The 23543-nt window shown below is 66.3% G+C and carries 20 protein-coding genes and 1 pseudogene; 18 read left to right on the top strand and 3 right to left on the bottom strand.

The features are described 5' to 3' along the window. Positions 1–963: 963 nt before the first annotated feature. Positions 964–1149, top strand: a pseudogene (locus tag PGN25_11570) (LuxR C-terminal-related transcriptional regulator). Here the strand turns inward: PGN25_11570 and PGN25_11565 are convergent. Continuing rightward, a complete protein-coding gene (locus PGN25_11565; GenBank protein MEH3118195.1) occupies positions 1144–1866 on the bottom strand; it encodes an MBL fold metallo-hydrolase in 723 nt (240 codons plus the stop codon). The pseudogene PGN25_11570 and the gene PGN25_11565 overlap by 6 nt on opposite strands. A 65-nt stretch (positions 1867–1931) precedes the next feature. On the opposite strand from PGN25_11565, the gene PGN25_11560 reads away from it, so the two are divergent. The 9 genes from PGN25_11560 to PGN25_11520 all read left to right on the top strand — a co-directional run bounded on the left by PGN25_11560 (position 1932) and on the right by PGN25_11520 (position 15980). Further along, positions 1932–3068 carry a hypothetical protein gene (locus PGN25_11560; protein ID MEH3118194.1) on the top strand — a complete coding sequence of 379 codons (1137 nt, stop codon included), beginning with the start codon at positions 1932–1934 and terminating at the stop codon, positions 3066–3068. Between the two features lie 1255 nt (positions 3069–4323). Continuing rightward, a complete protein-coding gene (locus PGN25_11555) occupies positions 4324–5703 on the top strand; it encodes a TonB-dependent receptor (GenBank protein MEH3118193.1) in 1380 nt (459 codons plus the stop codon). After that, on the top strand, positions 5631–6779 hold the full coding sequence (locus PGN25_11550) for a TonB-dependent receptor (GenBank protein ID MEH3118192.1): 1149 nt from the start codon (positions 5631–5633) through the stop codon (positions 6777–6779). Before PGN25_11555 ends, PGN25_11550 begins: the two co-directional genes overlap by 73 nt. A 59-nt stretch (positions 6780–6838) precedes the next feature. After that, positions 6839–7165: a thioredoxin gene (gene trxA / locus PGN25_11545; protein MEH3118191.1), complete on the top strand. Its 327-nt coding sequence runs from the start codon at positions 6839–6841 to the stop codon at positions 7163–7165. Positions 7166–7174: 9 nt separating this feature from the next. Then, positions 7175–8065: a hypothetical protein gene (locus PGN25_11540; protein ID MEH3118190.1), complete on the top strand. Its 891-nt coding sequence runs from the start codon at positions 7175–7177 to the stop codon at positions 8063–8065. An 83-nt stretch (positions 8066–8148) separates the two neighbouring features. Beyond that, the gene (locus tag PGN25_11535; GenBank protein MEH3118189.1) at positions 8149–9987 is read left to right on the top strand and encodes an ATP-binding cassette domain-containing protein; all 1839 of its coding nucleotides are present in this window, start codon (positions 8149–8151) and stop codon (positions 9985–9987) included. Between the two features lie 680 nt (positions 9988–10667). Next, complete coding sequence (locus PGN25_11530) at positions 10668–12788, top strand: S8 family serine peptidase (protein MEH3118188.1); 2121 nt, start codon at positions 10668–10670, stop codon at positions 12786–12788. Positions 12789–12873: 85 nt separating this feature from the next. Further along, the gene (locus tag PGN25_11525) at positions 12874–14634 is read left to right on the top strand and encodes a type I secretion system permease/ATPase (GenBank protein ID MEH3118187.1); all 1761 of its coding nucleotides are present in this window, start codon (positions 12874–12876) and stop codon (positions 14632–14634) included. Further along, positions 14634–15980 (top strand): HlyD family type I secretion periplasmic adaptor subunit, encoded by a 1347-nt coding sequence (locus tag PGN25_11520; GenBank protein ID MEH3118186.1) that lies wholly within the window; start codon positions 14634–14636, stop codon positions 15978–15980. Before PGN25_11525 ends, PGN25_11520 begins: the two co-directional genes overlap by 1 nt. A gap of 26 nt (positions 15981–16006) precedes the next feature. Here the strand turns inward: PGN25_11520 and PGN25_11515 are convergent, their stop codons facing one another. Both PGN25_11515 and PGN25_11510 read right to left on the bottom strand, forming a co-directional pair. After that, on the bottom strand, positions 16007–16255 hold the full coding sequence (locus PGN25_11515) for a hypothetical protein (protein MEH3118185.1): 249 nt from the start codon (positions 16253–16255) through the stop codon (positions 16007–16009). 55 nt (positions 16256–16310) lie between these two features. Further along, positions 16311–16604: a hypothetical protein gene (locus PGN25_11510; protein ID MEH3118184.1), complete on the bottom strand. Its 294-nt coding sequence runs from the start codon at positions 16602–16604 to the stop codon at positions 16311–16313. 634 nt (positions 16605–17238) lie between these two features. Between PGN25_11510 and PGN25_11505 the strand changes: the two genes are divergently transcribed. The 8 genes from PGN25_11505 to PGN25_11470 form a co-directional block, all read left to right on the top strand. Beyond that, positions 17239–17724 (top strand): sigma-70 family RNA polymerase sigma factor, encoded by a 486-nt coding sequence (locus PGN25_11505; GenBank protein MEH3118183.1) that lies wholly within the window; start codon positions 17239–17241, stop codon positions 17722–17724. Between the two features lie 17 nt (positions 17725–17741). After that, entirely contained in the window at positions 17742–18719 is a 978-nt protein-coding gene (locus PGN25_11500; GenBank protein ID MEH3118182.1) for a FecR domain-containing protein, read from the top strand. A gap of 83 nt (positions 18720–18802) precedes the next feature. Beyond that, complete coding sequence (locus tag PGN25_11495; protein ID MEH3118181.1) at positions 18803–19357, top strand: hypothetical protein; 555 nt, start codon at positions 18803–18805, stop codon at positions 19355–19357. A gap of 83 nt (positions 19358–19440) precedes the next feature. Next, positions 19441–20589 carry a PLP-dependent cysteine synthase family protein gene (locus tag PGN25_11490; GenBank protein ID MEH3118180.1) on the top strand — a complete coding sequence of 383 codons (1149 nt, stop codon included), beginning with the start codon at positions 19441–19443 and terminating at the stop codon, positions 20587–20589. Then, positions 20586–21386, top strand: coding sequence for a YitT family protein (locus PGN25_11485; GenBank protein MEH3118179.1), 801 nt, complete (start codon positions 20586–20588; stop codon positions 21384–21386). Before PGN25_11490 ends, PGN25_11485 begins: the two co-directional genes overlap by 4 nt. Before the next feature lie 403 nt (positions 21387–21789). Continuing rightward, entirely contained in the window at positions 21790–22470 is a 681-nt protein-coding gene (exbB, locus tag PGN25_11480) for a tonB-system energizer ExbB (GenBank protein MEH3118178.1), read from the top strand. Positions 22471–22474: 4 nt separating this feature from the next. Further along, positions 22475–22912: a TonB system transport protein ExbD gene (gene exbD / locus PGN25_11475; GenBank protein MEH3118177.1), complete on the top strand. Its 438-nt coding sequence runs from the start codon at positions 22475–22477 to the stop codon at positions 22910–22912. Further along, the coding region (locus PGN25_11470) for an energy transducer TonB (protein MEH3118176.1) at positions 22909–23543 on the top strand (635 nt) is incomplete at its 3' end. The genes exbD and PGN25_11470, both read left to right, overlap by 4 nt.

Genomic DNA, 23543 nt, shown 5'->3' with positions numbered 1-23543 from the left:
CCGATGGCCGAGCGAGAACGTCCTCTGGGGCCGTGCCCGGTCGCGCCGCAATCGGGCACGGCTGCGGAGTTCCTCCGCGACACTCCGTCATGGGCCGGGCCGGCGTCCGCCCCCATGGCGAGCGCCCTCGTCATCGACCGGACGGCATCGGCGATGCTGGGTCGGGCCGCGGCGGCGATCGGGCGCGACGGCTTCTACCGGGAATTGCTGGCAGCCGTCGGATGCTGCCTTCCGCACGATCTGTCCTCCGTCATGCGCTACTCCACCTCGTCGCGGCCCGACCTCCTGTTCAGCGCGGACTACGATCCCCGTTTCATGTCCGGCTATGTGCAGAGTTTCCACCGGCACGATCCCTTCCGGCGCTACTGGCAGCAGACGGCGCGGTCCGGAGTGATCTCCCTTCGCGACGTCTCTGTCACGGAAGCCGACCGGCGCCGCTATGTCGGCGCGATCCTGCATGACGTCCAGGTCACCGATGAACTCGGCCTCTTCCTGCCGCCCGTCGGCCGCAGCAGCATCGCCCTGATCCTCGATCGGCGGGGCGGTTCATACGCGGCGGTGGATCTCGCAAGGGCCCGCCTCGTCTATGACCTCGCGGCCGGGCTTCACACGGCTCACGTCGCGGCTGCGTTCGGACAGATCCTGCACAATGGTCAACCGGTCGGGACAGCCCTTGCCGGATCGACGCCGACGCGCATCCTCGACCGGGACGGGAACGAAATCGTCTGCAACGCCGGGTGGAGCGCGTTCGCGCACCGAGACGCTAGTGTCTTCGCCGTCGCTTCGGAACATGTCGATCCGGCGGGGTCGGTGCGGATCGGCCGTGACGTCATCCTGCATCGGACCACCTTGCCGGAGACGTTCGATATCGCACCGTGCGGCTCCGTCCAGACGATCGAGCCCCTCGGCTCGATGTCCTGCGTGGCAAAGACCTTGGCTGTCCCGGACGGCATCAGCCGGTTGTTGAGCCGGCGCGAGAACGACGTCATCCGCTTGATGTTGCGCGGTTATCCCATCAGGACGATCGCGCAGCGGCTTGGCCTTGCGCAGGGTACGGTCAAGAATCATCGCCGTCGCATCTACGACAAGCTCAATGTGACGACGGAGCGCGAAGTCCTCCTCCATTGCATGGCCGATGGAAGTTCATGACGGGATGAGCACGCGCGACTGCTCATCCGCGATCTGGCGAAGGCGAGCGCCGCTGAAACTCTCGCCGTGACCCGGATGGACCGTCCGCACGGGCAAAGAGGAGAGAAGCGCCATGCTCTCGCGCGCCGCCCGGGCATCGGATCCAGGCAGATCGAAGTACATCGGCCCGTCGTAGAGCGCATCGGATGTGAAGAGCAGGCCGGTCTCCCGCTCGTACACGGCCAGAAGGCCCGGGGAATGACCCGGCACGTGGAGAACGGTGAGGAGGCGACCGCCGAGGTCGATCTCGTCACCGTGGCCGACGAGCTGCGACGGCGCCGCAGGCTTCAGCGCGTAGTCGGCCATGCGGAAGCCGGGATACGGATGGGTAAGGAACGCCGCATCGGTCAGCCAGCCCTGCCACTGGGTCGCCTCGGGGGTCGGGGCGGCGAGGATCGCCGCCTCGGCGGCGTGCGCTCGGCGATCCGCGAATTCCCACCCGCCGCCGATGTGGTCGTAATGGCCATGCGTGAGAAGACAGATGACCGGCTGGTCCGTCGAAGCTTCGACCGCCGGCTTCAGCGGGAGGACGCCCACGCCTGCATCGATCAAGAGCGCTTTGTCCCGACCGGTCACGAGCCATATGTTGGCGGCATGACGGGGGCCCAAGCCGGCTTCTCCGATCCGCCGGACACCGTGACCAAAGTCACGGGTCAGAAACCAGCACGCGTCGTCCATCGGTGATACGCTCCGCGACGTATCGGCATAGGGCCGATGCCTCTCGCCGGTGATGTCCGTCAGCCATGTCAAAACTCAAGCACGTTGTCATCGTTTTCGAACCCGAGACCGCCTGCCGCGACCACCTCGCGAGGCACGGCTACCCTGATCATCTGGCATCGGAGATCGCCACTTACCTGGCGCAGGCGACGGACCTGGAGGATTTCGAGGAGGAGATCCGGGGCGCCCTGGCGGCGGAGGGACTCGGCGTGACGTTCACGACCCTCGCCGAGGCCCCGGAGGCGCTCCTGCGCGCCGATCCGGAGCACACGATCGTCTGGTGCCAGACGGACGGCGTTCGCTTCTATCGCGGATCGTCGATACCGGCCCTCGCTCGCCTGCTCGGCCTGGCGCGGTACGGTTCGCCGCCCGCCGCGCAGCATCTCTGCCAGGACAAGTTCGGCTCGCTCGCCCTGGCGGCGGGAGCGGGTCTGCCGATCCCGCCGACCCGCCTCTTGGAGGGGGCGACGACGATGGCGGCGCTGCGGGAGTCCGATCTCGATTGGGACTCGGCCACCCTCTTCGTGAAGCCCGCGACGCTCGGCGCCAAACTCGGCATCTTTGCCGATAGCCGCTGCGTGGGGATGGAGGCCGCTGCTCGGCTCGGACAGCGCATCTGGGACCGCTATGCCGACCGTGCCATCGTGCAGGCCTACATCGCTGGCGACGACATCCGCGTCAGCTACATGGATACCGGGAAAAGGTTCGAATCCCAGGTCGGCGTCGGCCGGCTGCGCAAGAATTCTGCCAGCGAGACCAGCGGCGCGTTTATGACGATGCAGGACAACGAGACCTTGTCGGGCGCCGGCGACACGCAAGGTTCCCGCAATAGATTCGGTCGCGCGCATGACGCGGCCTTCACCCCGGAGATGGATGACCTGCGAACGACTGATGATTCACGCGGCAAGGCGGCCGCATGCTTGGTTATGGTCTATGCGGATCGTCTCCGTCGGTTAATTTCATTGCAGGATTACTTTTCGATGGACTTCCGCTTGGATGCGGAAGGCAGGCCGATTTTCTTCGAGTTCGAAGTTTGTCCAGCCGTTACAATCTACGATTTTCAGCACTATCTCGCAAACACTCATGGTCTAAACCTCGGGCCAGCGCTCGCTCGCTCGTTGCTTATCGCCTTTGAACGCTACCGATCTCAGGCAGAGGCCTAATGGAATTTCCAAGGCCGGCAATCCTTAGATGTTTGAGAACCTCCGTGAGCCGATAGTGATCCGTTATCGCAATCCAAAGATCGGAGGCAAAAAATACTCAGACCGATTCTAAAGCCGCCGCAGGCGGCAATCAGAGTCATCGACAATGTTGGTCGGCAGCGCTTCTCGTATTATAGGGAATTTTTAGCCATCTTGCAAGTGTTTTGGAGCGCGATATCATCGCAGAGATGTGGCGGTGCGAATGATTGACGTTATATATAATTTAATAATCAAAAATATTGAATGCTGCCGGCAGCAAACTACCCTTTGCCGCTGCAGCCTGCGCCACCAATACCGACGAGATCAAGGAGCCACGCCGTGACTCCGGTATTCTGATAGAGGGTCGTGGCCAAACTCCTCGCGAAGTACCACCTAGTGGAAAAAGCATGACCGGCGCGAGGGCGGACGCGGCATGAGATGCTTTACTACAAGTATCTATGATCATCCGGGAGTCGAACTATCCCATCTGTCGACGCGCCCTCCACTGGACAAGCGCAGCATCACTCGCGCGATGTTCTACCATTGGCGCAACGCCTTTCAGCATGACGGCTGTGAGGTGCTAGCCGTTCCTACAACAATCTCGATTCCAAAAAGTCTGAGCAACGTCACCCCACCATCGTTTCTTTCGATCGCCGTGAGAACATCCCTCTGAGAGCCTGTTTGAGATCCTCCGGCGGCCATCCCCCTCTGTCTCGTGTGCCGACACAAATTCCGCCGGGCGGGGCGGCGTGGAGAGCAGATGGGGACGGACCGACATCGGACGCGTCACGAGACGTGCCTGGAGGACATGGTGCTGCGAGCAGGCTTGGACGCGGTGGCCCGCTTCCTGGAGCGCGCGGATCCGCCAAGCCGTCAGGATGCGACGCCCGTGCGCCGGGCGCTGGCGGGGATCGCCTGGCACCTGCGGACGGGTGGAGGGTGGCGGGCTTTCCGCCCTGGGCACGGTCTACGGCTGGTTCCGGCGCTGGATCGGGGCTGTTCGAGAGCCTGATGCGCGCTCTGGCTCGCCGACAGCGGCGGCGCTGCGGGCGTCGACCAGAGACCGGAGGCTGCCTGCGCAGCGGGTCCGCTCCGATCTTTTATCAAAAAATTCGCACGGGGCGCTGACGCTTTCGTTCCTTCATCGGTCAAACCCAGCGAAAGCAGAGCCATATCTGCATAGGGGTTTGAGATGGGTGCGAGCGAGCGTCGCCGGGGTACGGGAAGGACATCGGGCGTGCAGGCGAGCTGCGCGGCGACCGGTCGGTCCGCGCGGATCATCCCGCTCGCGGCGCTGCTGATGGCGACCACGGCCGTTCTGCCGCTTCTAGCCGCCTCCCCGGCACTGAGTCAGGTCGCGGCCGGTACCGCCTTCAATATCCCGGCCGGCGACCTCGGCAGCGTGCTCGCCCAGATCGGGCGCGCGGCATCGCAGCCGATCTCGTTTCCAGCGGACCTGACCCGCGGCCGAAGCGCCGGCCCGATCGTCGGTCGCATGAGCGTCCAGGAGGCGCTCGCTCGCGCGCTTGCCGGCAGCGGCCTCGTGGCCGTGCCGGGTGCCGGGGGCGCCTTGACGATCCGCGGCGGAGCGACCGTCCCCGCCGCCGGAGCCGCCGCCCTCGGCGACATCGCGGCGATCGACGTCACCGATACCGCGACGGGGACGCGCGATGTCGGCTTCAGTGCCGTCGATACCCAGACCTCCGCGCGGATCGACATTCCGCTGAAGGAGAATCCGCGCTCGGTCGTCGGCGTGACGGACGAGGTGATCCGCACCCAAGCCCAGACCTCGGTCCTCGATGTGGCGCGCAACGTCAGCAACGTCCGCATCGGCGAAGGCTCCGGCCAGTCTCAGGGGGCGCCGAGCTACCAGATCCGCGGTTTCGACCAGACTCAGATTCTCATCAACGGTCAACCGTCGGGCTCCGCCCGGCTGCCGATCACCGACATCGAGCGCATCGACGTCATCAAGGGTCCGACCACCGAGTTCAGCGGCCCGACCTTCGCCGGTGGCGCCATCAACGCGATCACGAAGGCGCCGACCGCGACGCCGATCCGAAGAGCGGACGTTTTCTACGGGAGCCGCTTCTTTCGAACGCTCGCCTTCGATCTCGGCGGGCCGGTGCCCGACCTGGAGGGTGTCACCTATCGGCTCAATCTGTCGGGCAATACGGCCACGACCTCCTTCGGCGGCAACACCAGTCCCCATGAGGCGCTGATCTCGCCGGTCGTGTCCTGGCAGGGAACCGAAACACGAGTCACCGCCGGCCTTCGCTACATCGACACGGTGTTCGGATTGCCGCCCTTCACCTTCGGAACGGAGGAGACCGGTTTTCGTCCGTTCAGGACGCGAAGGGAGACACCGTTTGGCAGCACCGCCAACGGGGGATCGGTGCGATCCCTGAATCCCTACGGGGAAATCGACCATCATCTCGGCTCCGTAAGTACGGAAAATTTTGGCAACCTGGATTTCAAATTCCACAATCGGACGGCGTATTTCCTGACGGACTCATATAGCCAAGGATTTATTCCCGGAAGCTTTGTATGGGGGTTGCCGGCAACGAACCTCTGGTGCGTCCAACCGGCAGCGTCGCTGCCGCGAACGGGGGCCGCCTGATCACCCAATCCGACCTGCTCGTGAAGCACGATACGGAATATTTTCGGCAAACGATGCGGTTCAGCGTCGACTATCTTTCGATATCTTCCAAGGTAAAATCGAATCTTTATTATACAGAAGACGAATTCAGTCTTATAAATCCCAGGCAGAATCTGCGCTTCCCGGGATTTTTTGATAACTCATACTTCGGCGGCAATTTTTTTGCAATCGGTTGGACGAAAACCGATAACTTGGGCATATCGTTTCAAGATAAAATCGACATTTTCGATCGACTCCATATCCTCGGATCGGTTCGACAGGATTGGTACAATTCCAGAACAATCGGAACAGGTTCTCAAACGGTGGAGCAAGATGCTCTGACCTATACGGCCGGTGCTCTGTACGACATTCTTCCCTGGGTGAGCGTGTACGGGACTGTCGGTACGGGTTTCGTGCCGCAGGAGGGGTTGATCAACCGAACACAGCCAGCCCCGCCGCAACTCAGTGATCTGAGTGAGATCGGCTTCAAGTTTGTCCTCTTGGATAATCAATTGCAGATCACGACCGCTAAATATTCCAACGCGTACAGCAACAGCATCATTTTCGGCCAGCCCGGGCAACCGAACACGCTCGGACCCGGCTATCGTGCCGATGGCTACGAAATCGACTTCCAGGGACAGATTACCCCGAACCTGCAAGTCATCGGCGGGTATAGCTACAACGATTTCACGAACGACCTCCTTCAATCTGGATCCGGCACTGGTCCCATCGTCATCCCCGGCCAACCCCTACATCAAGCTAATCTCTTCGCCGTCTACACGTTCACGGAAGGCCCCCTTCGAGGCCTGTCGGTCGGCGGCGGTGGGCGCGGCCAGACGTTCAGCTATACGGATTTCAAGCCTGGGGCGACTGCACCGAAGATACCAGGCTTCATTACTTACGATGCGTTGATCGGTTACACGATGGAGAACTTTAAGGTCGATGTAAATGTACGAAACTTGTTCGATCGATATTATTACAATGTGACGGTCAATCCTTATTTCATCCCACTCGCCCAGGGACGCATCTTCATGATCCGAGCCACGCTCGATTTCTGAGCCGCTTCATCCGAGCCCACGCTTGGTGAACATCGTGCGTTTACGAGGAGAGACTTGATATGTCTGCGTTGATCGATGCGGCAACCGAGGACAACTTCGACCGCGAGGTCATGACGTTCGGCGGACCGGTTCTGGTCGATTTCTGGGCACCCTGGTGCGGTCCCTGCCGGGCCCTGCAGCCGACGCTCGAGGAAGTCGCCGAGATGTACGGCGAGGAACTCAAGATCGTGAAGGTGGATATCGAGAGCCATCCGGGGCTGGCCGAACGCTTCGGTGTCCGGTCGATCCCGCTGCTGGCCCTCTTCGCCGAGGGCAGCGAGCGGGGCCGCGTGGCCGGGGCGCTGTCCAAGACGCGTCTGTGCCACTTCATCGACACTCATCTCTGAGATACGCGCGTGGCCCGCTTCATCGCCTTCTCCGGGAATCCGGACATCCGGTCCGCTCTGCTTGTACGCTTGGCCGAGCACGCGGCCGCCGGAACGATCGCAAGCGCGGGCGACCGCTGGAACGGAACCGGCGGAACGCCGTCCGGATGCATCGCCGCGAGCGGCGACCCCAAGGCGTTCGAGGTCGTCACCGGTTACCCGGCCGGCCTCGGCCTTCTGCTCGATCATCTTTTCGCCCGCATCGACGATCCTCAGGAGGCCGCAACGCTGGCGGCGGACTGGCTCGGACGGGCCGCGCCCGGCTCGGACCTGTCCGGGGTTCCGAGCCGCCTCGTCGCCTTCATGCTGGGTGAAGTGCTCGACGGCGCGGAATGGACCGCCGGGACGCAGGGCGTTGCGGCGGCCTTGCGCGGGATTCTCGCCCTGCACCGTCGGGCCGGGAGCGGAGACACGCCCACTCGGACCGATTGGAGCGCAGCCCAGGCCGCCGCCATCGCCGCGACCGACGCGGCGGCGGACCAGCTCGGCAGGGCTTGCGGCGCCCTCGCGGAGGCCGCCGCCTGGGATCCGCTCGTCTCGCGAAGCACCTTGGTCGACGCCGCGGCCAAATGGTTCACCGTGCGCGCGCTGCGAGCCTCGATGGAGACCGGATGGTCGGATCAAGACGATGCCGCCTTCGACGCCTGCACCGAGACGTTCCAGCGGGAGGTCCTCGCCCATGACCCCTCGCTCCAAACCACCGACTTCCCGCCTTTCTTCCGCGCGCGCGAGCCGGAACTCCACGCGCGGTTCGTAAGGCAGCTCGATCGTTCGAACGTCGCCTTTCTGGAAGCCCCTCGCGCGCTCGCGCGCGTGAGTCTCGACACCCTGGCAGCCGCGCCCCGCCCCGAGGCGGCCTGACCTGCTGATCCGGCATCCGCGGCAGGCGCCGTCGCGGCGCGTCCCCGATCCCGACCGAAGTCCGAAGCGGAAACGATAGGCCGATGCGATCTGCCGCCGACGGTAGCGCCTCCTCCCACACCGTCACGACGAGAGACCTGCGGCAGAGCGCTCGGGAAGAGGCGGAAGCGCTCTTCGCTGACAAGCTCCGCCACTTCCTGCGCCTGATTGGCGGGTTCTGGACGACGCGCCACGCGCGCTGGGCGTGGCCGCTCTTCGTCGTCAATACGGGCTTGCAGTTCGTCCACGTCTACACGGGCGTTCTCGGCACCCAGTACACGAAGGCGCTGTGGGACATGCTCGGCGACAAGGCCGTCGAACGGCTGCCCTCGGTCCTGGGCCTGCTCGCGGTCGTCGTCGTCCTGGCGATCGTCACGACCGGGATCTCGACTTTCACCAGCGAGGTGATCGTCCTGCATTGGCGCCAATGGCTGACGGAGACGTACATCGCGCGCTGGCTGCACAACCGCACCTACTACGAGAACCAGCGCCGCGACCTCCTCGACAACCCCGACCAGCGCATCGCCGACGATACCACCGCCTTCGCGACCTCCGCCGTCAACATCACGACGTCCCTGATCGGCGTCGTCACGACGGCGGTCACGTTCGGCGTCATCCTCTGGAACGCCTCGGGCTCGGGCGAACTCTCGCTCGGCTTCGTCACGCTCTACGTTCCCGGCTACCTGTTTCTCGCGACGACGCTCTACACGGTGCTGCATACGGCGGGGGCCTTCTACGTCGGGCGCAAACTCCCGCAACTCGTCATGATGGGTCATCGGTTCACTGCCGATTTCCGCTTCAAGCTCATCGAGATCCGCCGGGCTTCCGAGCAGGTGGCGCTGCTGCGCGGCGAGGCGACCGAGCGGGCGGTTCTCGCCGAGCGTTTCGCGGCGATCCGCGGCAACATCTACGGGCAGATCATCCAGCAGGTGAAGATCCTGGTCTTCAACACGAGCGTGGGCAGACTCGGTGACGTCTTTCCGCTGCTGCTGATCCTCCCCCGCTACATGAGCGGCGCGCTGTCCCTCGGCGGCATGATGCAGACGCAGCAGTCGGTGGGTCATTACAGCGCCGCCATCTCGTACTTCTGGCAGGCCACGACGGGGTTTCAGACGCTCCGCGGCATCGTCCGCCGCCTGCGCGGGTTCGACAAGCTGCTCGACGCGCCGCCGGCCAGCCCGGCGATCCTCCGGGAGGAAAGGGGCGCGACGTCGATCCTTGCCGAGAACGTCACGCTCGCCCAGCCGGATGGGACACCGCTGCTCAGCCTGCCCCATTGGCACGTCGAGCGTGGCCAGCGCTGGCTGATCCGCGGCCCTTCCGGCGTCGGCAAGAGTACGTTGCTGCGCGCGCTGGCCGGGATCTGGCCCGAGACCGGCGGACGTCTCACCATGCCTCCGCTCGAAGCCACGCTCTTCCTGCCCCAGCAATCGTACCTGCCGGTCGGAAGTCTGCGCAATGCCGTGACCTACCCGCTGCGCGAGACGGCCCCCGAGGTCGATCTGGCGGATCTGTTCGAGAAGATCGGGCTGGGCGCCCGGGTGCCGGATCTCGATGTCGCGGCCGAGTGGGATCAGCACCTCTCCCCGGGCGAGAAGCAGCGCCTCGCCTTCCTGCGCCCCCTGATCCTGCGGCCGAGCCTCATCCTGCTCGACGAAGCCACGAGCGCGCTCGATCCCGCGAACGCACGCAGGATGTACGCAATGTTGCTGGAGGCGATGCCCGATGTGACCATCGTCAGCGTCGCGCACACGCCGTTGCTGGACGATCTGCACACGCATCAACTGACGGTTACCGGCGACAGCGCAGGGATACAGCGTCTCCGCGACAGGGACGCACCGTCAGTCCCGTCGATGTTCGCTGCCGGATACGCCTCGGCGTGACAGGCCGATCGCCCGGCCGTGCACACGAACTCTCGATCGACAAGGAGGCCGACATGACGAGAACATCGTACGGCGCACGTCTCGATGACGCGGAGCAGGACGGCGCCCTCTCAGGGGGGCACGGGCCCGCGATCGCGCAGGCGCCGGGCTCGGGGTGGTTTCATCCGACTCGTTTCCTCGCCCCTGGGACGAGTCCCGCCGCATTCACGCCGGAGCCGAAAGCGGGCGACGTCGTTCCTCCGACCCAGCCGAGGGTCGTCAGCCAAGGCGACCGCGCGATGGGCACCGACTTGGCCCGCGCGAAGTACGGATTCGACGGCAGCGGGATCAAGGTCGGGGTCATTTCCGACAGCTTCGACATGCTCGGCGGGTTCGCGAGCGATCGGGCGGCGGGCGAACTCCCCCAGGGCACGCGGATCCTGCGGGAGGGCGAATGGGGAATCGACGAGGGTCGGGCGATGGCGCAGATCGTCCACGACGTGGCGCCGGGCGCATCGATCCTGTTCGCCGCAGGGGGGCGCACAGTCGAGTCGATGGCGCAGGCCATCCGCGATCTCGCGGCCGCGGGGGCAAAGGTCATCGTCGACGACCTCTTCTATCAGGCGGAGCCGACCTATCAGGACAGCGTCATCAATCAGGCGATCAGCGACGTCACCGCGCAAGGTGTGACCTACGTCACCATGGCCGGCAACCACGCCAATCACGCCTACGGCTCGACCTTCAAGCCCGCGGCGACCCCGACCACGATCGACGGCGAGACGGTGCAGTTACATGAATTCGCCCCGGGGCAGGACTACATCGCGATCACGATCCCGGCCCGGACGAACATTCCCTTCACCTTCCAGTGGAGCGATGCCTACGCGTCCGTCAGCCCGTCCAACGGAGCGAAAACGGACCTGGACCTGTTCTTCTTCAACGATCGGAACGAGTTCCTCTTCAAGGTCAGCAACCCGAACATCGGTAACGATCCGATCGAGCAGATCGCCTACTTCGCGGGTGACACCGACGAGACGATTCACGTCAAGGTCGGCTTGGTCGAAGGCCCGCCTCCCGACGAGTTCCGCCTGATCGCGCTGACCAACGGGAACTGGGCCTACTTCGAGCCGCTGGCATCGAATCTCAACTCCGGGACGCTCTACGGACATGCGGCGGCGCGGGACGCCCTTTCGGTCGGCGCGGTGAACTACCGCGACACCCCTGCTTTCGGCGCCTCGCAGCCATGGGCCGAAGCGTTTTCCAGCGTCGGCCGCGCCTCTTTCACCCACGATGTCCACGGGAACAGGCTGCCGCTGCCCGACATCCGGTCGGGTCCGGCCTTCATGGCTCCGAACGACGGTGACAACACCTTCTTCGGCTGGGACAGCGACGGGAACGGCCTGCCGAACTTCTCCGGCACCTCGGCCGCCGCGCCTCATGCCGCGGCCCTGGCCGCACTCATGCTGCAAGCCAATCCGGCGCTGACCTCGGTCGATGTGCGGAACCTGCTTCAGAACAGCGCCATCGACATGGATGATCTCAATACCCCCGGTTTCGACAAGGGATACGACTCGGCCACCGGAGCCGGGCTCATTCAGGGGACGGCTCTCGGTTTCGCCGCGACCGGGGTGATCGACAATCCGTTCCGCAAGTCGCTGCTCCTGGGCACGCATCTGGACGATCACATCATCGGCTGGGGGGCTCGCGAAGAAGCCGCGGGCGGAAGCGGGACTTCGCCCGCCGGGGCGACGGTCGACGTGGCGCTCTACGGCTACGCCGGCAACGACCGTCTCGAAGGCGGGGCGGGCAACGACCTGCTCGACGGCGGCTCCGGCCGCGACCGGATGTCCGGCGGCGGCGGGAACGACCGCTACGTCGTCGACGATCCCGCCGACGTCGTCGTCGAAAAGGCCGGCGCAGGGATCGACACGGTCCTGGCGTCGGTGTCCTACACCCTGCCCGCGCATGTGGAGAACCTCACCCTCACCGGCAGCGCGGCCCTCTCGGCGTTCGGGAACGGGCAGGACAACGTCCTGACCGGCAACGACGCCGCAAACCTGATCGTCGGCGGAGGCGGCAACGACACCCTCGTCGGCGGAGGCGGCGACGACACCCTCGTCGGCGGCGAGGGCGACGACCGGATCTTCGGCGGTGCGGGCGACGACCGGATCCACGCCAACGGCGGCGACAACTATATCGATGCCGGCGCCGGCAACGACCTGATCACCACCGGCAACGGCGACGACGTCATCGTCGGGGGGGCCGGTGATGACACCATCTACGCCAACGGGGGCAGGAACCTGTTCCAACTGGGCGGTGTCCTCGGCACGGCCAGCGACGGCAACGACCAGATCTGGGCCGGCAACGGCGGCGACACCTACGCCCTGTTCTTCGAGGATGCCGAGGGCGGGGCAGCCGGCTTCGGCCACGATACGATCAACGGCTTCCGCCTGGCCGAGGGCGACCAGCTTCTCCTGTTCAACGAGACGGCGGGGTACTGGGACGATGCGAACACGCTGTCGGCCCTGATCGACGGGGGACAGGTTCGAGGCATGCGCTCCGCGGACGGCGGCGACCTCACGCTCACCTTCGCGGGGGGACAGGCCGCGCAGTCCGCGCTGACCCTGAAGTGGTTCTTCTGGGACAATGCCGGCTCCCTCTCGAAGAGCGAACGCGGCACCGCCTTCGGTGCGGAGATCCGCACCGCCGATCTGACCGGTATTCTCCTGGACACGATCCAGGACGGTGCCTCGCTCGGAATCAGTGGGCCCGATTACCTGACGGCCGCTCACCAGTTCATGGCGAGCGGTCACGCCCTCGTGTGACCGGTTCTCCGACTGAACCGTCCCCACGGCCGGTCACATAAGGCGGGGTTCGCGTAACGCGTCAACGGGAAGTGGAATCAAGCCCGTGATCGAGAGCCGAAACGACAACGAGATTGCCGCTGCATTAGCACGATGCAAGACGGCCTTCCTCGGCGTCGCCGTGATGAGCGGGCTGGTGAACATCCTCTACCTCACCGGCTCGTTCTTCATGCTCGAGGTCTACGACCGGGTGATCCCGAGCCGCTCCGTGCCGACCCTGATCGGGCTCGCTGCGCTCGCGCTGGCGCTCTACACGTTCCAGGGGCTGCTCGAGGCCATTCGCGGCCGGATCCTCGCCCGCATCGGCGCGGCGCTGGACGAGGCCCTGAGCGGGCGCGTGTTCGATCTCGTCGTGCGTTCGCCGCTCAAGGCAACGACGCAGGGGGACGGCCTCCTGCCCCTGCGCGACCTCGATCAGATCCGCGCCTTCCTGTCCGGCTCCGGTCCCTCCGCCTTCTTCGACCTGCCCTGGATGCCGGTCTATCTCGCGATCTGCTTCCTGTTCCACCCGCTGATCGGCGTCGCCGCCCTCGTCGGCATGGCGATCCTCGCCGCCCTGACGTTCCTCACCGATCGCGCGAGCAAAGGTCCGACGCGGGAGGCCACCGGCCACGGCCTGCGGCGCAACGCGCTCGCCGAATCCGGCCGCCGCAACGCCGAGGTACTGGCGGCCATGGGCATGCAGGAGCGCCTCGCCGCCCGTTGGGCGCAGGCCAACCGCGACTACATGCACGCGCACCAGGCCGTGTCGGATGCCGGCAGCGCCTTCGGCGCCGGCTCCAAGGTGTTCCGCATGGCACTGCAATCGGGCGTGCTCGCGCTCGGCGCCTGGCTCGTGATCCACAACGAAGCCAGCGCCGGCATCATCATCGCGAGCTCGATCCTCGTCTCGCGCGCGCTGGCCCCGGCGGAACTCACCATCGCAAACTGGAAGGGTTTTGTCGCCGCGCGCCAGAGTTGGCACCGCCTGTCCGAACTGCTCGCCCGGATGCCGCAGGGCGCGCAGCCGCACGCCCTGCCGGCGCCCGCTGAGACCATCACCGTCGAGGCCGCCAGCATCGCCCCACCCGGCACGCCGCGCCTCGTGGTGCAGGATGTCAGCTTCGGTCTCAGGGCCGGACAGGGGCTCGGCATCATCGGCCCCTCGGCCTCCGGCAAGTCCTCGCTGGTGCGGGCGCTGGTCGGCGTCTGGCCGCCCGTGCGCGGAAAGGTCCGGTTCGACGGCGCGGCGCTCGATCAGTGGACGAGCGGCGATCTCGGCCCGCATATCGGCTTCCTGCCGCAGGAGGTCGAACTCTTCGCCGGCACGGTGGCCGAGAACATCGCCCGCTTCGAGCCCGGCGCGCCGGCCGAGGCGGTCATCGCGGCGGCCAAGGCGGCCGGCGTGCACGAACTGATCCTGCGGCTGCCGGAAGGCTACGACACCCGGATCGGTGAGGGCGGCTCGGGTCTCTCCGCCGGGCAGCGCCAGCGCGTCGGTCTGGCGCGTGCCCTCTACCGCGAGCCCTTCCTCGTGGTCCTCGACGAGCCCAACGCCAACCTCGACAGCGAGGGCGAAAACGCCCTGACCCAAGCGATCCTCGGCGTGCGCCAGCGCGGCGGCATCTGCGTCGTCGTCGCCCACCGGCCGAGCGCGCTCGCCGCCCTCGACCTGATCCTGATGATGGCCGACGGCCGCGCCCAGGCCTTCGGTCCCAAGGACGAGATCCTGAAGCGCGTCCTGCGCCCGACCTCGGCCCCCGTGCCGGTCGCCGCCGAGGCCGCCGCCGCGCAGGTCGCCGCGCCCACGATCCGAGAGAGTGCCTGATGTCCTCGACGCTTGCTCCCTTGAGCGGCCTCGCCCCGGCGCTGCCGCGGCCCGCCGCCCACGGCTCGATCCGGCGCCATCTGGCTCTGACCGTCGGCCTCTCGGCGGTCCTCGTCTTCGGCGTCGGCGGCTGGGCCACCTTCACCGACATCTCGGCCGCCGTGATCGCGCCGGGCCAGCTTGTGGTCGAGACCGACGTGAAGAAGGTGCAGCACCCCACCGGCGGCGTCGTCGGCCAGCTTCTCGCCCGCGAGGGCCAGCGGGTCGCGGCCGGCGACGTGCTGATCCGCCTCGACGAGACCCAGACCCGGGCCAACCTCGACATCGTGCTCAAGGCCATGGATGAACTCGCCGCCCGCCGCGCCCGCGACGAGGCCGAGCGCGACGGGTTCAAGACCATCACCTTCCCGCCCGACCTCGTTGCCCGCATCGACGACGACCCGACCGTGGCCCGGCTGATCGACGGCGAATCGCGCCTGTTCGCGGCCCGCGTCGCCGGGCGCGAGGGCCAGAAGGCGCAACTGCGCGAGCGCGTCGATCAGCTCCGCCAGGAGATCGCCGGGCTGACCAAGCAGGCGGCGGCCAAGGACCGCGAGATCAACCTGATCGGCCACGAGCTGACCGGCGTGCGCGACCTCTACGCCAAGAACCTCGTGCCGCTCTCGCGCGTCACCGCCCTGGAGCGCGACGCCGCCCGCCTCGAGGGCGAGCGCGGCCAGCTCGTCGCCTCCACCGCCTCGGCGCGCGGCAAGATCGCCGAGACCGAACTGCAGATCCTCCAGATCGACGGCGAGATGCGCACCGAGACCGGCAAGGATCTGGCCGAGATCCGCGGCAAGTGGTCGGAGCTGCGCGAGAAGCGCGTGGCGGCCGAAGACCAGCTCAAGCGGGTCGAGCTGCGCGCGCCGCAGGACGGCTACGTCCACCAGATGAGCGTGCACACGGTGGGCGGCCTCGTGACCCCGAGCGAACCGGCGATGCTGATCGTGCCGGCCTCCGACCAGCTCCTCGTCGAGGTGAGGGTGCAGCCGCAGGACATCGACAACGTGCGAATCGGCCAGAAGGCGGTGTTGCGGTTTGCCGCCTTCAACACGCGCACGACGCCGGAGATCGACGGCGAGGTGACCCGGGTCTCGGCCGACGTGAGTCAGGACGCCAAGACCGGGCAGAGCTACTACACGGCGCGCATCCGCATCCGGGACGACCAGCAGGAGCGCCTGAAGGGCTTGCGGCTGGTGCCGGGCATGCCGGTGGAGTCCTACACCCAGATCGGCGAGCGCTCGGTGCTGTCCTATCTCACCAAGCCCCTGACCGATCAGATCGCCAAAGCGTGGAAAGAGCGATGAGCCCGGGGAACTGAGAGCCTCGCCGGCTACAACTCCAGGGCCAGCCCATCATCCCGCTCCAACCCGCGCCGCTGAGCATGATCCAACGCGAGCCACTGCGCCCGCTTCTGCTCGTAGGCGATCCGACCCTGCTCGCGGTCGATCCCCCGGATCGCCATCACCGTCTCTCCCAGCGCAAGCCCGCGCTCCCGATCCATCCCGGGAATGCCGAGGAAGGCGTACTTCTCGATGCCCCCCCGAGAGACCCCCTCGCGCTCCTTCGCAGCCTCGCTCACCCGCTGAATTCCCCCAGCACGCCCCGGCCCTCCTCCGTCGCCAGCGCCCCCGCGATCAGCGCCTGGCCCGCCTCGCGCGACCCGGCCCGGTAGGGATCAGGAACTGCTGCGCCGCCTCCGACAGCCCCGGGATCTCCACCTGCGCCAGTTCCCGCCGCCTCTCCTCCTGCGACACGGTGCGGTCGTAGGTCTCCTCCCACTCGCCCAGCAGCGTCCCGACCCGCGCCGCCGCCTTCGGCAGTGCCGCCCGCGCCTCACGCCGCTCGCGGTCGTCACCCAGCAGCAGCACCCGGCGCCCGGGCAATGCGCCGAACGTCTCGGGCTGCGTCAGCGGCCGATACCCGGTCATGTCTGCGCTGAAGTCGGGCTGCTCGAACCGTCCATCACACCACGAAACGCCTCAAACCGCGAGGTTTTTAGAGGTGTCCAGCTCTACCCAATCGAAGCTTAACTGATCGGCGCCGCGCGACTTCGACTGCGATGAGGCTGCGGCAGAGCCGAAGTTGCATACCGACACTTGCGCATGGAGAAAAAGGGACCATAGGACCGTCAGAACATAGTTCAAAAATCTGGATATATCGAATTATTAAGAACGGACGTATACTTGATAATATTTTCGAAAAAGCCTAATAAAAATATGGGATGCCAATCCGACGGATTGGCATCCCATGTTGGAACACAAGATAATGCTTTCTAAGCTATCCTTGCTCGCAGAAATTTTTTAGGCCTGTGCAGAGGCTCCTACAGTCGATCCGCTGTAAGCCGATGCGAGGCAGATCCGAGCCAATGGCTGCTCATGACACTCAAATTTCTCTGTGCATACCAATTTGGCCCGGGATTTGCGTTCCTCAAATTGAGGATTGCCAAACCATATTTATTGGTTCTTGATGGTAGGATTTCCAGCAAAGAAATTTATGATCGATGTAATCCACGCTAAAAAAGGAAGATGGATGCCCGAGTCGATACTTTCTCGGAACCGTACGGTGCTCGACAGGCTGTTTCGTACGCACAGCAGTTGGCTGGCGGGCTGGCTGAGCAAGCAGCGTTGGACTGTCCATTCTTCCGAAGACCTGACTTCGGATGTCTTCTGCGCCCTGCTTACGATACCGAACCTAGAAGCCGTGAGTCAGCCGCGCGCTATGATGACGACGATCGCGCGTCGCCTCATCTACGATGCGCGTCGTCGGGACGATCTTCGGCGCTCCTATGAAGCGGAGTTGATGGCCCTGCCGGAAGCGCTGGAGATCTCGGCCGAGGAACGGCTGATCCTGATCCAGGCGCTTCAAGCTGTGGAAGCGATGCTCTCGACCTTGTCGCACAAGTCGCGGACCGCGTTTTTGAGAAGTCAGATCGGAGGAGCTCCTTACGCCGATATTGCGGACGAACTTGGCGTTTCGGTCAGCATGGTCCGCAAGTATGTTGCTCAAGGACTGCGCGCGGCCTATGCAGCGGTCGATCGACAAGGTTGAGCAGCGCGGATCTTCGCATGTCACCGACGCAACAGTTCGAGGATGCGCACGCCGAAGCCGCGATCCAGTGGATGGTGGAGATGAATTCGGGCGAGATGTCCGAAATTCAGGTCCGCGCCTTCGAGACATGGCTGAAGACGGACCACGCCAACGAGACGGCCTGGATTCGGCTCCAAGAGGGCCTGATGCCATGCGGAATTGCGGCGCGAAACGGGATGATGGGGCATGATGTCCTGACCCGGCGTCTCGCGGCAGGACGGCAGAACCGCCGAACCTTCATCGCGGGTTTGGCCAGCCTGATCGGGGTGGGGACCATCGGCTCGGGCATCGCCGACCGGTTCGTGCCCCTCGGCAACATCCTGGCGGATCGCTTCACCCGCACGGGCGGGCAAGAGACGGTGGCGCTCGCCGATGGAAGCGAACTCGTTCTCGCATCGCGGACCGCGATCAACATCGTCTACGAGACCGGATTGCGTGCCGTACAACTCCTGGACGGCGAGGTGCTGGTCCGGGCCGCCTCCCGGGCAACGCCCTTCGAAATCCGGGCCGGTTCGATGGCGCTGGAAACCTTCGGCGGGACGTTCCTCGTCGAGGGCCGCGCCGAGCGTCTCGCGGTGACCGGTGTGGAGGGCTCGGGCCGCGTCAGGCACGTGCCGGGCGGGCATGAGCCGGTTGCCTCCGGAGACATGGTGGAGTTCGCCGGCGGACACAGGCGGCGGCGGAAGGTCGATATCGAGGCCGCGACGGCTTGGCTCGAAGGATTGCTGGTAGCCAAGGACAGCGATCTCCTCGCGATCACGACCCAGTTGCAGCGCTACTTCTCCGGCATCATCCAAGTGGATCCTGCAATCGCGGACCTGCGCGCCACGGGGGTCTTCTCGCTGCGCAATCCGGAAGCGGCCCTCGACGCGCTCGCCGAATCCCTCGACCTTTCCCTGACACGCGTCTCCCGGCTCTGGATCAAGCTCGGTCCGGCGGGGAGAGGAGCGGCGTGACCATCATTTCTCGCCGGCTGCGCTGACCCTTTCGCGGGCTCGATCGTCAACCTGGGCAGGCAGGAAACGGAGAGCTGACGAAAATGAAGAGCCTGTCAGGGCGAGCGAGCCAGGCTCACTCAGCCTGGTCGGCTGTCGTGCCGCTGATCCTGATCGCGGCGACGGCACACGCCGATCAAACCCACCGATTCAACATCCCACGCGGCGATCTCGCCACTGAGCTGACGCAGATCGCCCTGACCTCGGGCATCCCGATCGTGGCGCAGGCCCATCTCGTGGCCGGGCGCATGGCCGGTCCGATCTCGGGCTGCGGGACCGCCGAGACCGCCGAGACCGCTTTGACGGAGGCGCTTGCGGGCACGGCTTCCGCCGTCGGGTCCGACAGGAACGGTGGACTCGTGCTGCAGGGCCTGGCGGTCGATGCGAGGGCGTCGACGGCCATGCACTGGGCCAAAGGGGAACCCGCCGCAGGGACGATGCCGAGCGACCGGGGCCTCGTGCCGGCCGGAATCATCTCCGATCATCGGTCGTCGGCGCATCCCGCTCCTGGCGCCGCAGGCGATTGCGGTGCGGACGACGGCGCTTCCGAGGTCGCAGGTGCCGCCGCTTCCGGCCTTGTCCGGTTGGGGGCGGAATGATGGTCGCCTCCCGTTCCCTTCGTGAGAATCCCTTCGCCGGAGACGCTGATCCGCCGCGCCACGGGTCTCCGCATGACGGCCGCGTGGTCGAACTCGTGTCCCGCGAGCCGAGCCGCGCGCCGCGCGCAGTCGATTCCGGCTGGCTGCGGACCGCCTTGGCCCGGATCGAAGCCGAAGCTGCACGCAGCGCGGACACGCACCTGCTCCGCGTGCCGCTGCACGGACTGCGCGACATCGACCTCTACGTGAAGGACGAATCCGCCCACCCCACCGGCAGCCTCAAGCATCGCCTCGCCCGCTCGCTCTTCCTCTACGGGCTCTGCAACGGCTGGATCGGTCCGCACACCACGATCGTCGAGGCGTCGAGCGGCTCGACCGCGGTCTCCGAGGCCTATTTCGCACGGATGCTCGGCCTTCCCTTCGTAGCGGTGATGCCGGCCTCCACCGCGGCGGAGAAGATCGCCGAGATCGCCCGCTACGGGGGTCACAGCCACATCGTGGCGCGGGCGTCCGAAGTCTACGCCGAGGCGGCCCGGATCGCGGTCGAGAGCGGTGGGCACTACATGGACCAGTTCACCTATGCCGAGCGCGCCACGGACTGGCGGGGCAACAACAACATCGCCCAGTCGATCTTCGATCAACTCGCGCGCGAGCGCTACCCGGTCCCGGCCTGGATCGTCGTGGGAGCGGGCACGGGCGGCACATCGGCGACGATCGGGCGGTATTTGCGCTATCGCAGCCACGCCACCCGCCTGTGCCTAGCCGATCCGGAGGCCTCGGTGTTCCATCGGCATCTCGCCGATCCGTCGTCGGCGTCGGCGACGAGCGCGGTCTCCATCGTCGAGGGGATCGGTCGCGGGCGGCTGGAACCGTCTTTTCTTCCCCGACTGATCGACGATTGGGTCGCGGTGGCGGATGCCGACAGCCTCGGGGCGGCCCGCGCCCTGTCGGAGACCCTGGGGCGCTCCTGCGGTGGATCGACCGGGACGAACCTCTGGGCCGTCGCGGTTCTGATCGCCGGGATGGTCGCGCGCGGCGAGACCGGATCGGTCGTCACTCTCCTGTGCGATTCGGGCGAGCGCTACCGCAGCACCCATCTCGACGAGGCGTGGCTCCGCGAACGGGGAATCGACGTGAGCGCTTCGCAGGCGGCGATGACGGCCTTCCTGAAGACCGGCTCTCTGCCGCCCTGCGCGCTCGAGAAGGCGCGATCCCGGACGGTCGGGCGATGAACCGCGTGCATCGGACGGTCCCGGCAATGGCGCTGGACGGCTCGGGCCTGCGCCGGCATGCGCTGCACGAGGACGTGCTGGCCATGTTCACCGGTGCGGGCCTCGTCTCGCTCGGCGTCGTGATCCAGGCTCAGGCGCAACTCCTGTCCGGCGGCATCGCCGGGCTGTCGATGTTCGTTGCGCGTCTGGCCCCGGTCGGATTCTGGATCGTGTTCTTCGTCTTCAATCTTCCCTTCTGCGCTCTTGCGCGGCGGCGGGGATCCGGGTTCGTGGCCAGAACCCTGCTCGCTGTGACGCTCACGGGCGCGCTGACCGAACGGACCGCGGCCTGGACCGGCTTCGCCACGATCGATCCGATCTACGCCGCCGTCGCGGGCGGGGCGCTGATCGGCATCGGTCTGATCGTGCTGTTCCGCCACGGCACCAGTCTCGGCGGCTTGGGCATCCTCGCCCTGTACCTGCAGGATCGCGTCGGCATCCGCGCAGGCTATGTGCAGATGGCCTTCGACGCAGCGCTCCTGCTCATAGCCTCTTCGGTCCTGCCGGCCTGGAACCTGGCCCTTTCGGCGCTCGGCATGCTCACGGTCAACGCAGTGATCGCGGCGCACCATCGTTCGGACCGGTACGTCGGCGTCACCGGCTGGGATCATCCCAACAGGCTCGGCGCCGGCACGGCAGGCGCTCCGAGGCCACGGAGAGGATTCTTGAGACGCCCGCCTCGCCCGTCCGCTACCTGCGGAGAGGGACAATCGAATTTTTTTCCGTCCGCTGAATCCGGTCGCCGAAAGAAAGTTTGAGTCGGGCGCTGTCACTTAGCGATTCTTATCCGTCAAAGCACGCGAAGCCTTCGATCTCCGAGGAGACGGGAAAGCGATGATGCGATCGATCTTCAAGGCCGGGCCGCAACGGGGTACGGGAAGCGGCCGTCGCCTCAGGCGAGCGACATTCGTCCTGGCCCTTGCTTGCGGCACGGTGATGCTGTCGCCTCCGCTCGTGCAGGCCGAGCAGGCGGGTTCCGCCGTGCCCCCTGGAACGATCGAAGCGCCTGCCGCACCGTCGGGAGCCGAGGCATCATCCGTCGCCGCACCTCCTGCGGGAGCAACCGAGGCATCGTCGCCTGCCGCGACCGCCGCTTCCGCGGCGACACCCGCGCAGATCCCCGCCGCGAAGCCGGAGAAGGCCGCCCACGACCTGTCCCCGATGGGCATGTTCCTGAACGCCGACCCGGTCGTGAAGGCCGTGATGGTGACCCTGGCCGCCGCTTCCGTCGTGACCTGGACCATCCTGCTGGTGAAAATGTTCAGCTTAGGGCTGGCCAAGCGCCGGATGCGGACGAACCTCAAGGAGATCCGCTCGGCGGGCAGCCTGGCGGAGGCGGGGCAGCGGGTGCGCCGCGGCGTCGGCGCCCTCCTGCTGGTCGAGGCCGAGGAGGAACTCGGCCTCTCCCGGGGATTGCCGAGCGAGGGCGTCAAGGAGCGGGCGGCCATCGCGCTGAACCGGGTCGAGGCGCTGGTCGGCAAGCGTATGGCCTCGGGCACCGGCATCCTCGCCACCATCGGCTCGATCGGCCCGTTCGTCGGCCTGTTCGGCACCGTCTGGGGCATCATGGGCAGTTTCATCGGCATCGCCAACTCGAACACCACCAACCTCGCCGTGGTCGCCCCCGGCATCGCCGAGGCGCTACTCGCCACCGGCATCGGCCTCGTGGCGGCAATCCCCGCCGTCGTCATCTACAACGCGCTCACGCGCTCCATCACCGGCTACCGCGCCATGACCGGCGACGCCGTCGCCTTGATCATGCGCCACCTCTCACGCGACCTCGACCGGCGCGAGTTCGGCACCTACGGCCCGAAGGGGTCCATCCGTGTCGCGGCGGAGTGAGGCCATGGCCGTCAATCTCGGATCCGGCGACGACGGCGACCTAGCCGAAACCGCCGACATCAACATCACGCCGTTCATCGACGTGATCCTGGTGCTGCTCATCATCTTCATGGTGGCCGCGCCTCTTTCGACCGTCGACGTGCCGGTCGAACTACCGGTCTCCTCGGCGCCGCAGCAGCCGCGCCCGGACAAGCCGGTCTTCGTCAGCGTGAAGGCCGATCTCGGCATCGCCCTGGGCGAGGATATCGTGGCTCGGCCGGCCTTGGGCGCCGCCCTCGACGCGGCCACCAAGGGCAACAAGGACGAGCGGATCTTCCTGCGCGCCGACAAGGGCGTACCCTACGGCGAACTGATGGGGGTGATGAACCTTCTGCGGGGTGCTGGCTACCTCAAGGTCGGCCTGGTTGGCCTGGAAGACGTTTCGGGCGGAGCCCAGCCATGATCCACCCGCCGCCCGAAGCCTTCGTGCGGGCCACCGAACGGCACCGCGCGCACGTGGAAAGCCGCGAAGCGTCTTCGGCGGCGCAGATCCTGGGCTGGGCGGCGGCGGGGCTGCTGACGCTGGGTCTGCATTTGGGCCTCTACCTCGCCCTGACGCAAGAGACGGAGCCGCCGCCCGCGCCCGTGGAGCTGCCGGCGGCGGTGATGATCGACATGTCGCCCGAGCCCATCGTGGCGAAGTCGGAGGTCGACAACGCCTCGGAGGGGCCGCCGGCCGCCGACGCGCAGCAGGCCGCGCCCGAGCCGGAGGAGGCCCCGCCGCCGCCTCCCGATCCGGAGCCGGTCGTCGAGGCTCCTCCTCCGCCTCCGGAGGTCAAGCCGCAGGCCGTGCTGCCGCCGAAGCCGCCCAAGCAGGAGGTGAAGAAGCCCGAGCCGAAGCCGCCCGAGAAGAAAGTCGAGAAGAAGAAGCCCGAAAAGCTCGTCCAGAAGAAGGACAAGCCGACCGCCGCCTCCCGCAGCGGCGGCGGCCCCCGCTCGGACCAGCAGACCGCCGACCGCACCGCAGCCTCCTCGGCCGGCGCGGCGATCAGCCAGGCGTCGCGGGCGACGTGGCAGAACGAGATGCGGGCTCG

The organism is Methylorubrum populi (assembly GCA_036946625.1).
Lineage (GTDB): Bacteria > Pseudomonadota > Alphaproteobacteria > Rhizobiales > Beijerinckiaceae > Methylobacterium > Methylobacterium populi_C.
The sequence above is the reverse complement of the archived record's forward strand: the minus strand, read 5'-3'. Positions and strand labels throughout refer to the sequence as shown.

Coding starts and splice junctions, on each gene's coding strand:
- PGN25_11565 (MEH3118195.1), bottom strand. CDS start 1,866: ATGGACGACGCGTGCTGGTTTCTGACCCGTGACTTTGGTCACGGTGTC.
- PGN25_11510 (MEH3118184.1), bottom strand. CDS start 16,604: ATGACCGGGTATCGGCCGCTGACGCAGCCCGAGACGTTCGGCGCATTG.
- PGN25_11560 (MEH3118194.1), top strand. CDS start 1,932: ATGTCAAAACTCAAGCACGTTGTCATCGTTTTCGAACCCGAGACCGCC.
- PGN25_11535 (MEH3118189.1), top strand. CDS start 8,149: ATGCGATCTGCCGCCGACGGTAGCGCCTCCTCCCACACCGTCACGACG.
- trxA (MEH3118191.1), top strand. CDS start 6,839: ATGTCTGCGTTGATCGATGCGGCAACCGAGGACAACTTCGACCGCGAG.
- exbB (MEH3118178.1), top strand. CDS start 21,790: ATGGGCATGTTCCTGAACGCCGACCCGGTCGTGAAGGCCGTGATGGTG.
- PGN25_11485 (MEH3118179.1), top strand. CDS start 20,586: ATGAACCGCGTGCATCGGACGGTCCCGGCAATGGCGCTGGACGGCTCG.
- PGN25_11495 (MEH3118181.1), top strand. CDS start 18,803: ATGAAGAGCCTGTCAGGGCGAGCGAGCCAGGCTCACTCAGCCTGGTCG.
- PGN25_11500 (MEH3118182.1), top strand. CDS start 17,742: ATGTCACCGACGCAACAGTTCGAGGATGCGCACGCCGAAGCCGCGATC.
- PGN25_11530 (MEH3118188.1), top strand. CDS start 10,668: ATGGCCGGCAACCACGCCAATCACGCCTACGGCTCGACCTTCAAGCCC.
- PGN25_11520 (MEH3118186.1), top strand. CDS start 14,634: ATGTCCTCGACGCTTGCTCCCTTGAGCGGCCTCGCCCCGGCGCTGCCG.
- exbD (MEH3118177.1), top strand. CDS start 22,475: ATGGCCGTCAATCTCGGATCCGGCGACGACGGCGACCTAGCCGAAACC.
- PGN25_11550 (MEH3118192.1), top strand. CDS start 5,631: ATGGGGGTTGCCGGCAACGAACCTCTGGTGCGTCCAACCGGCAGCGTC.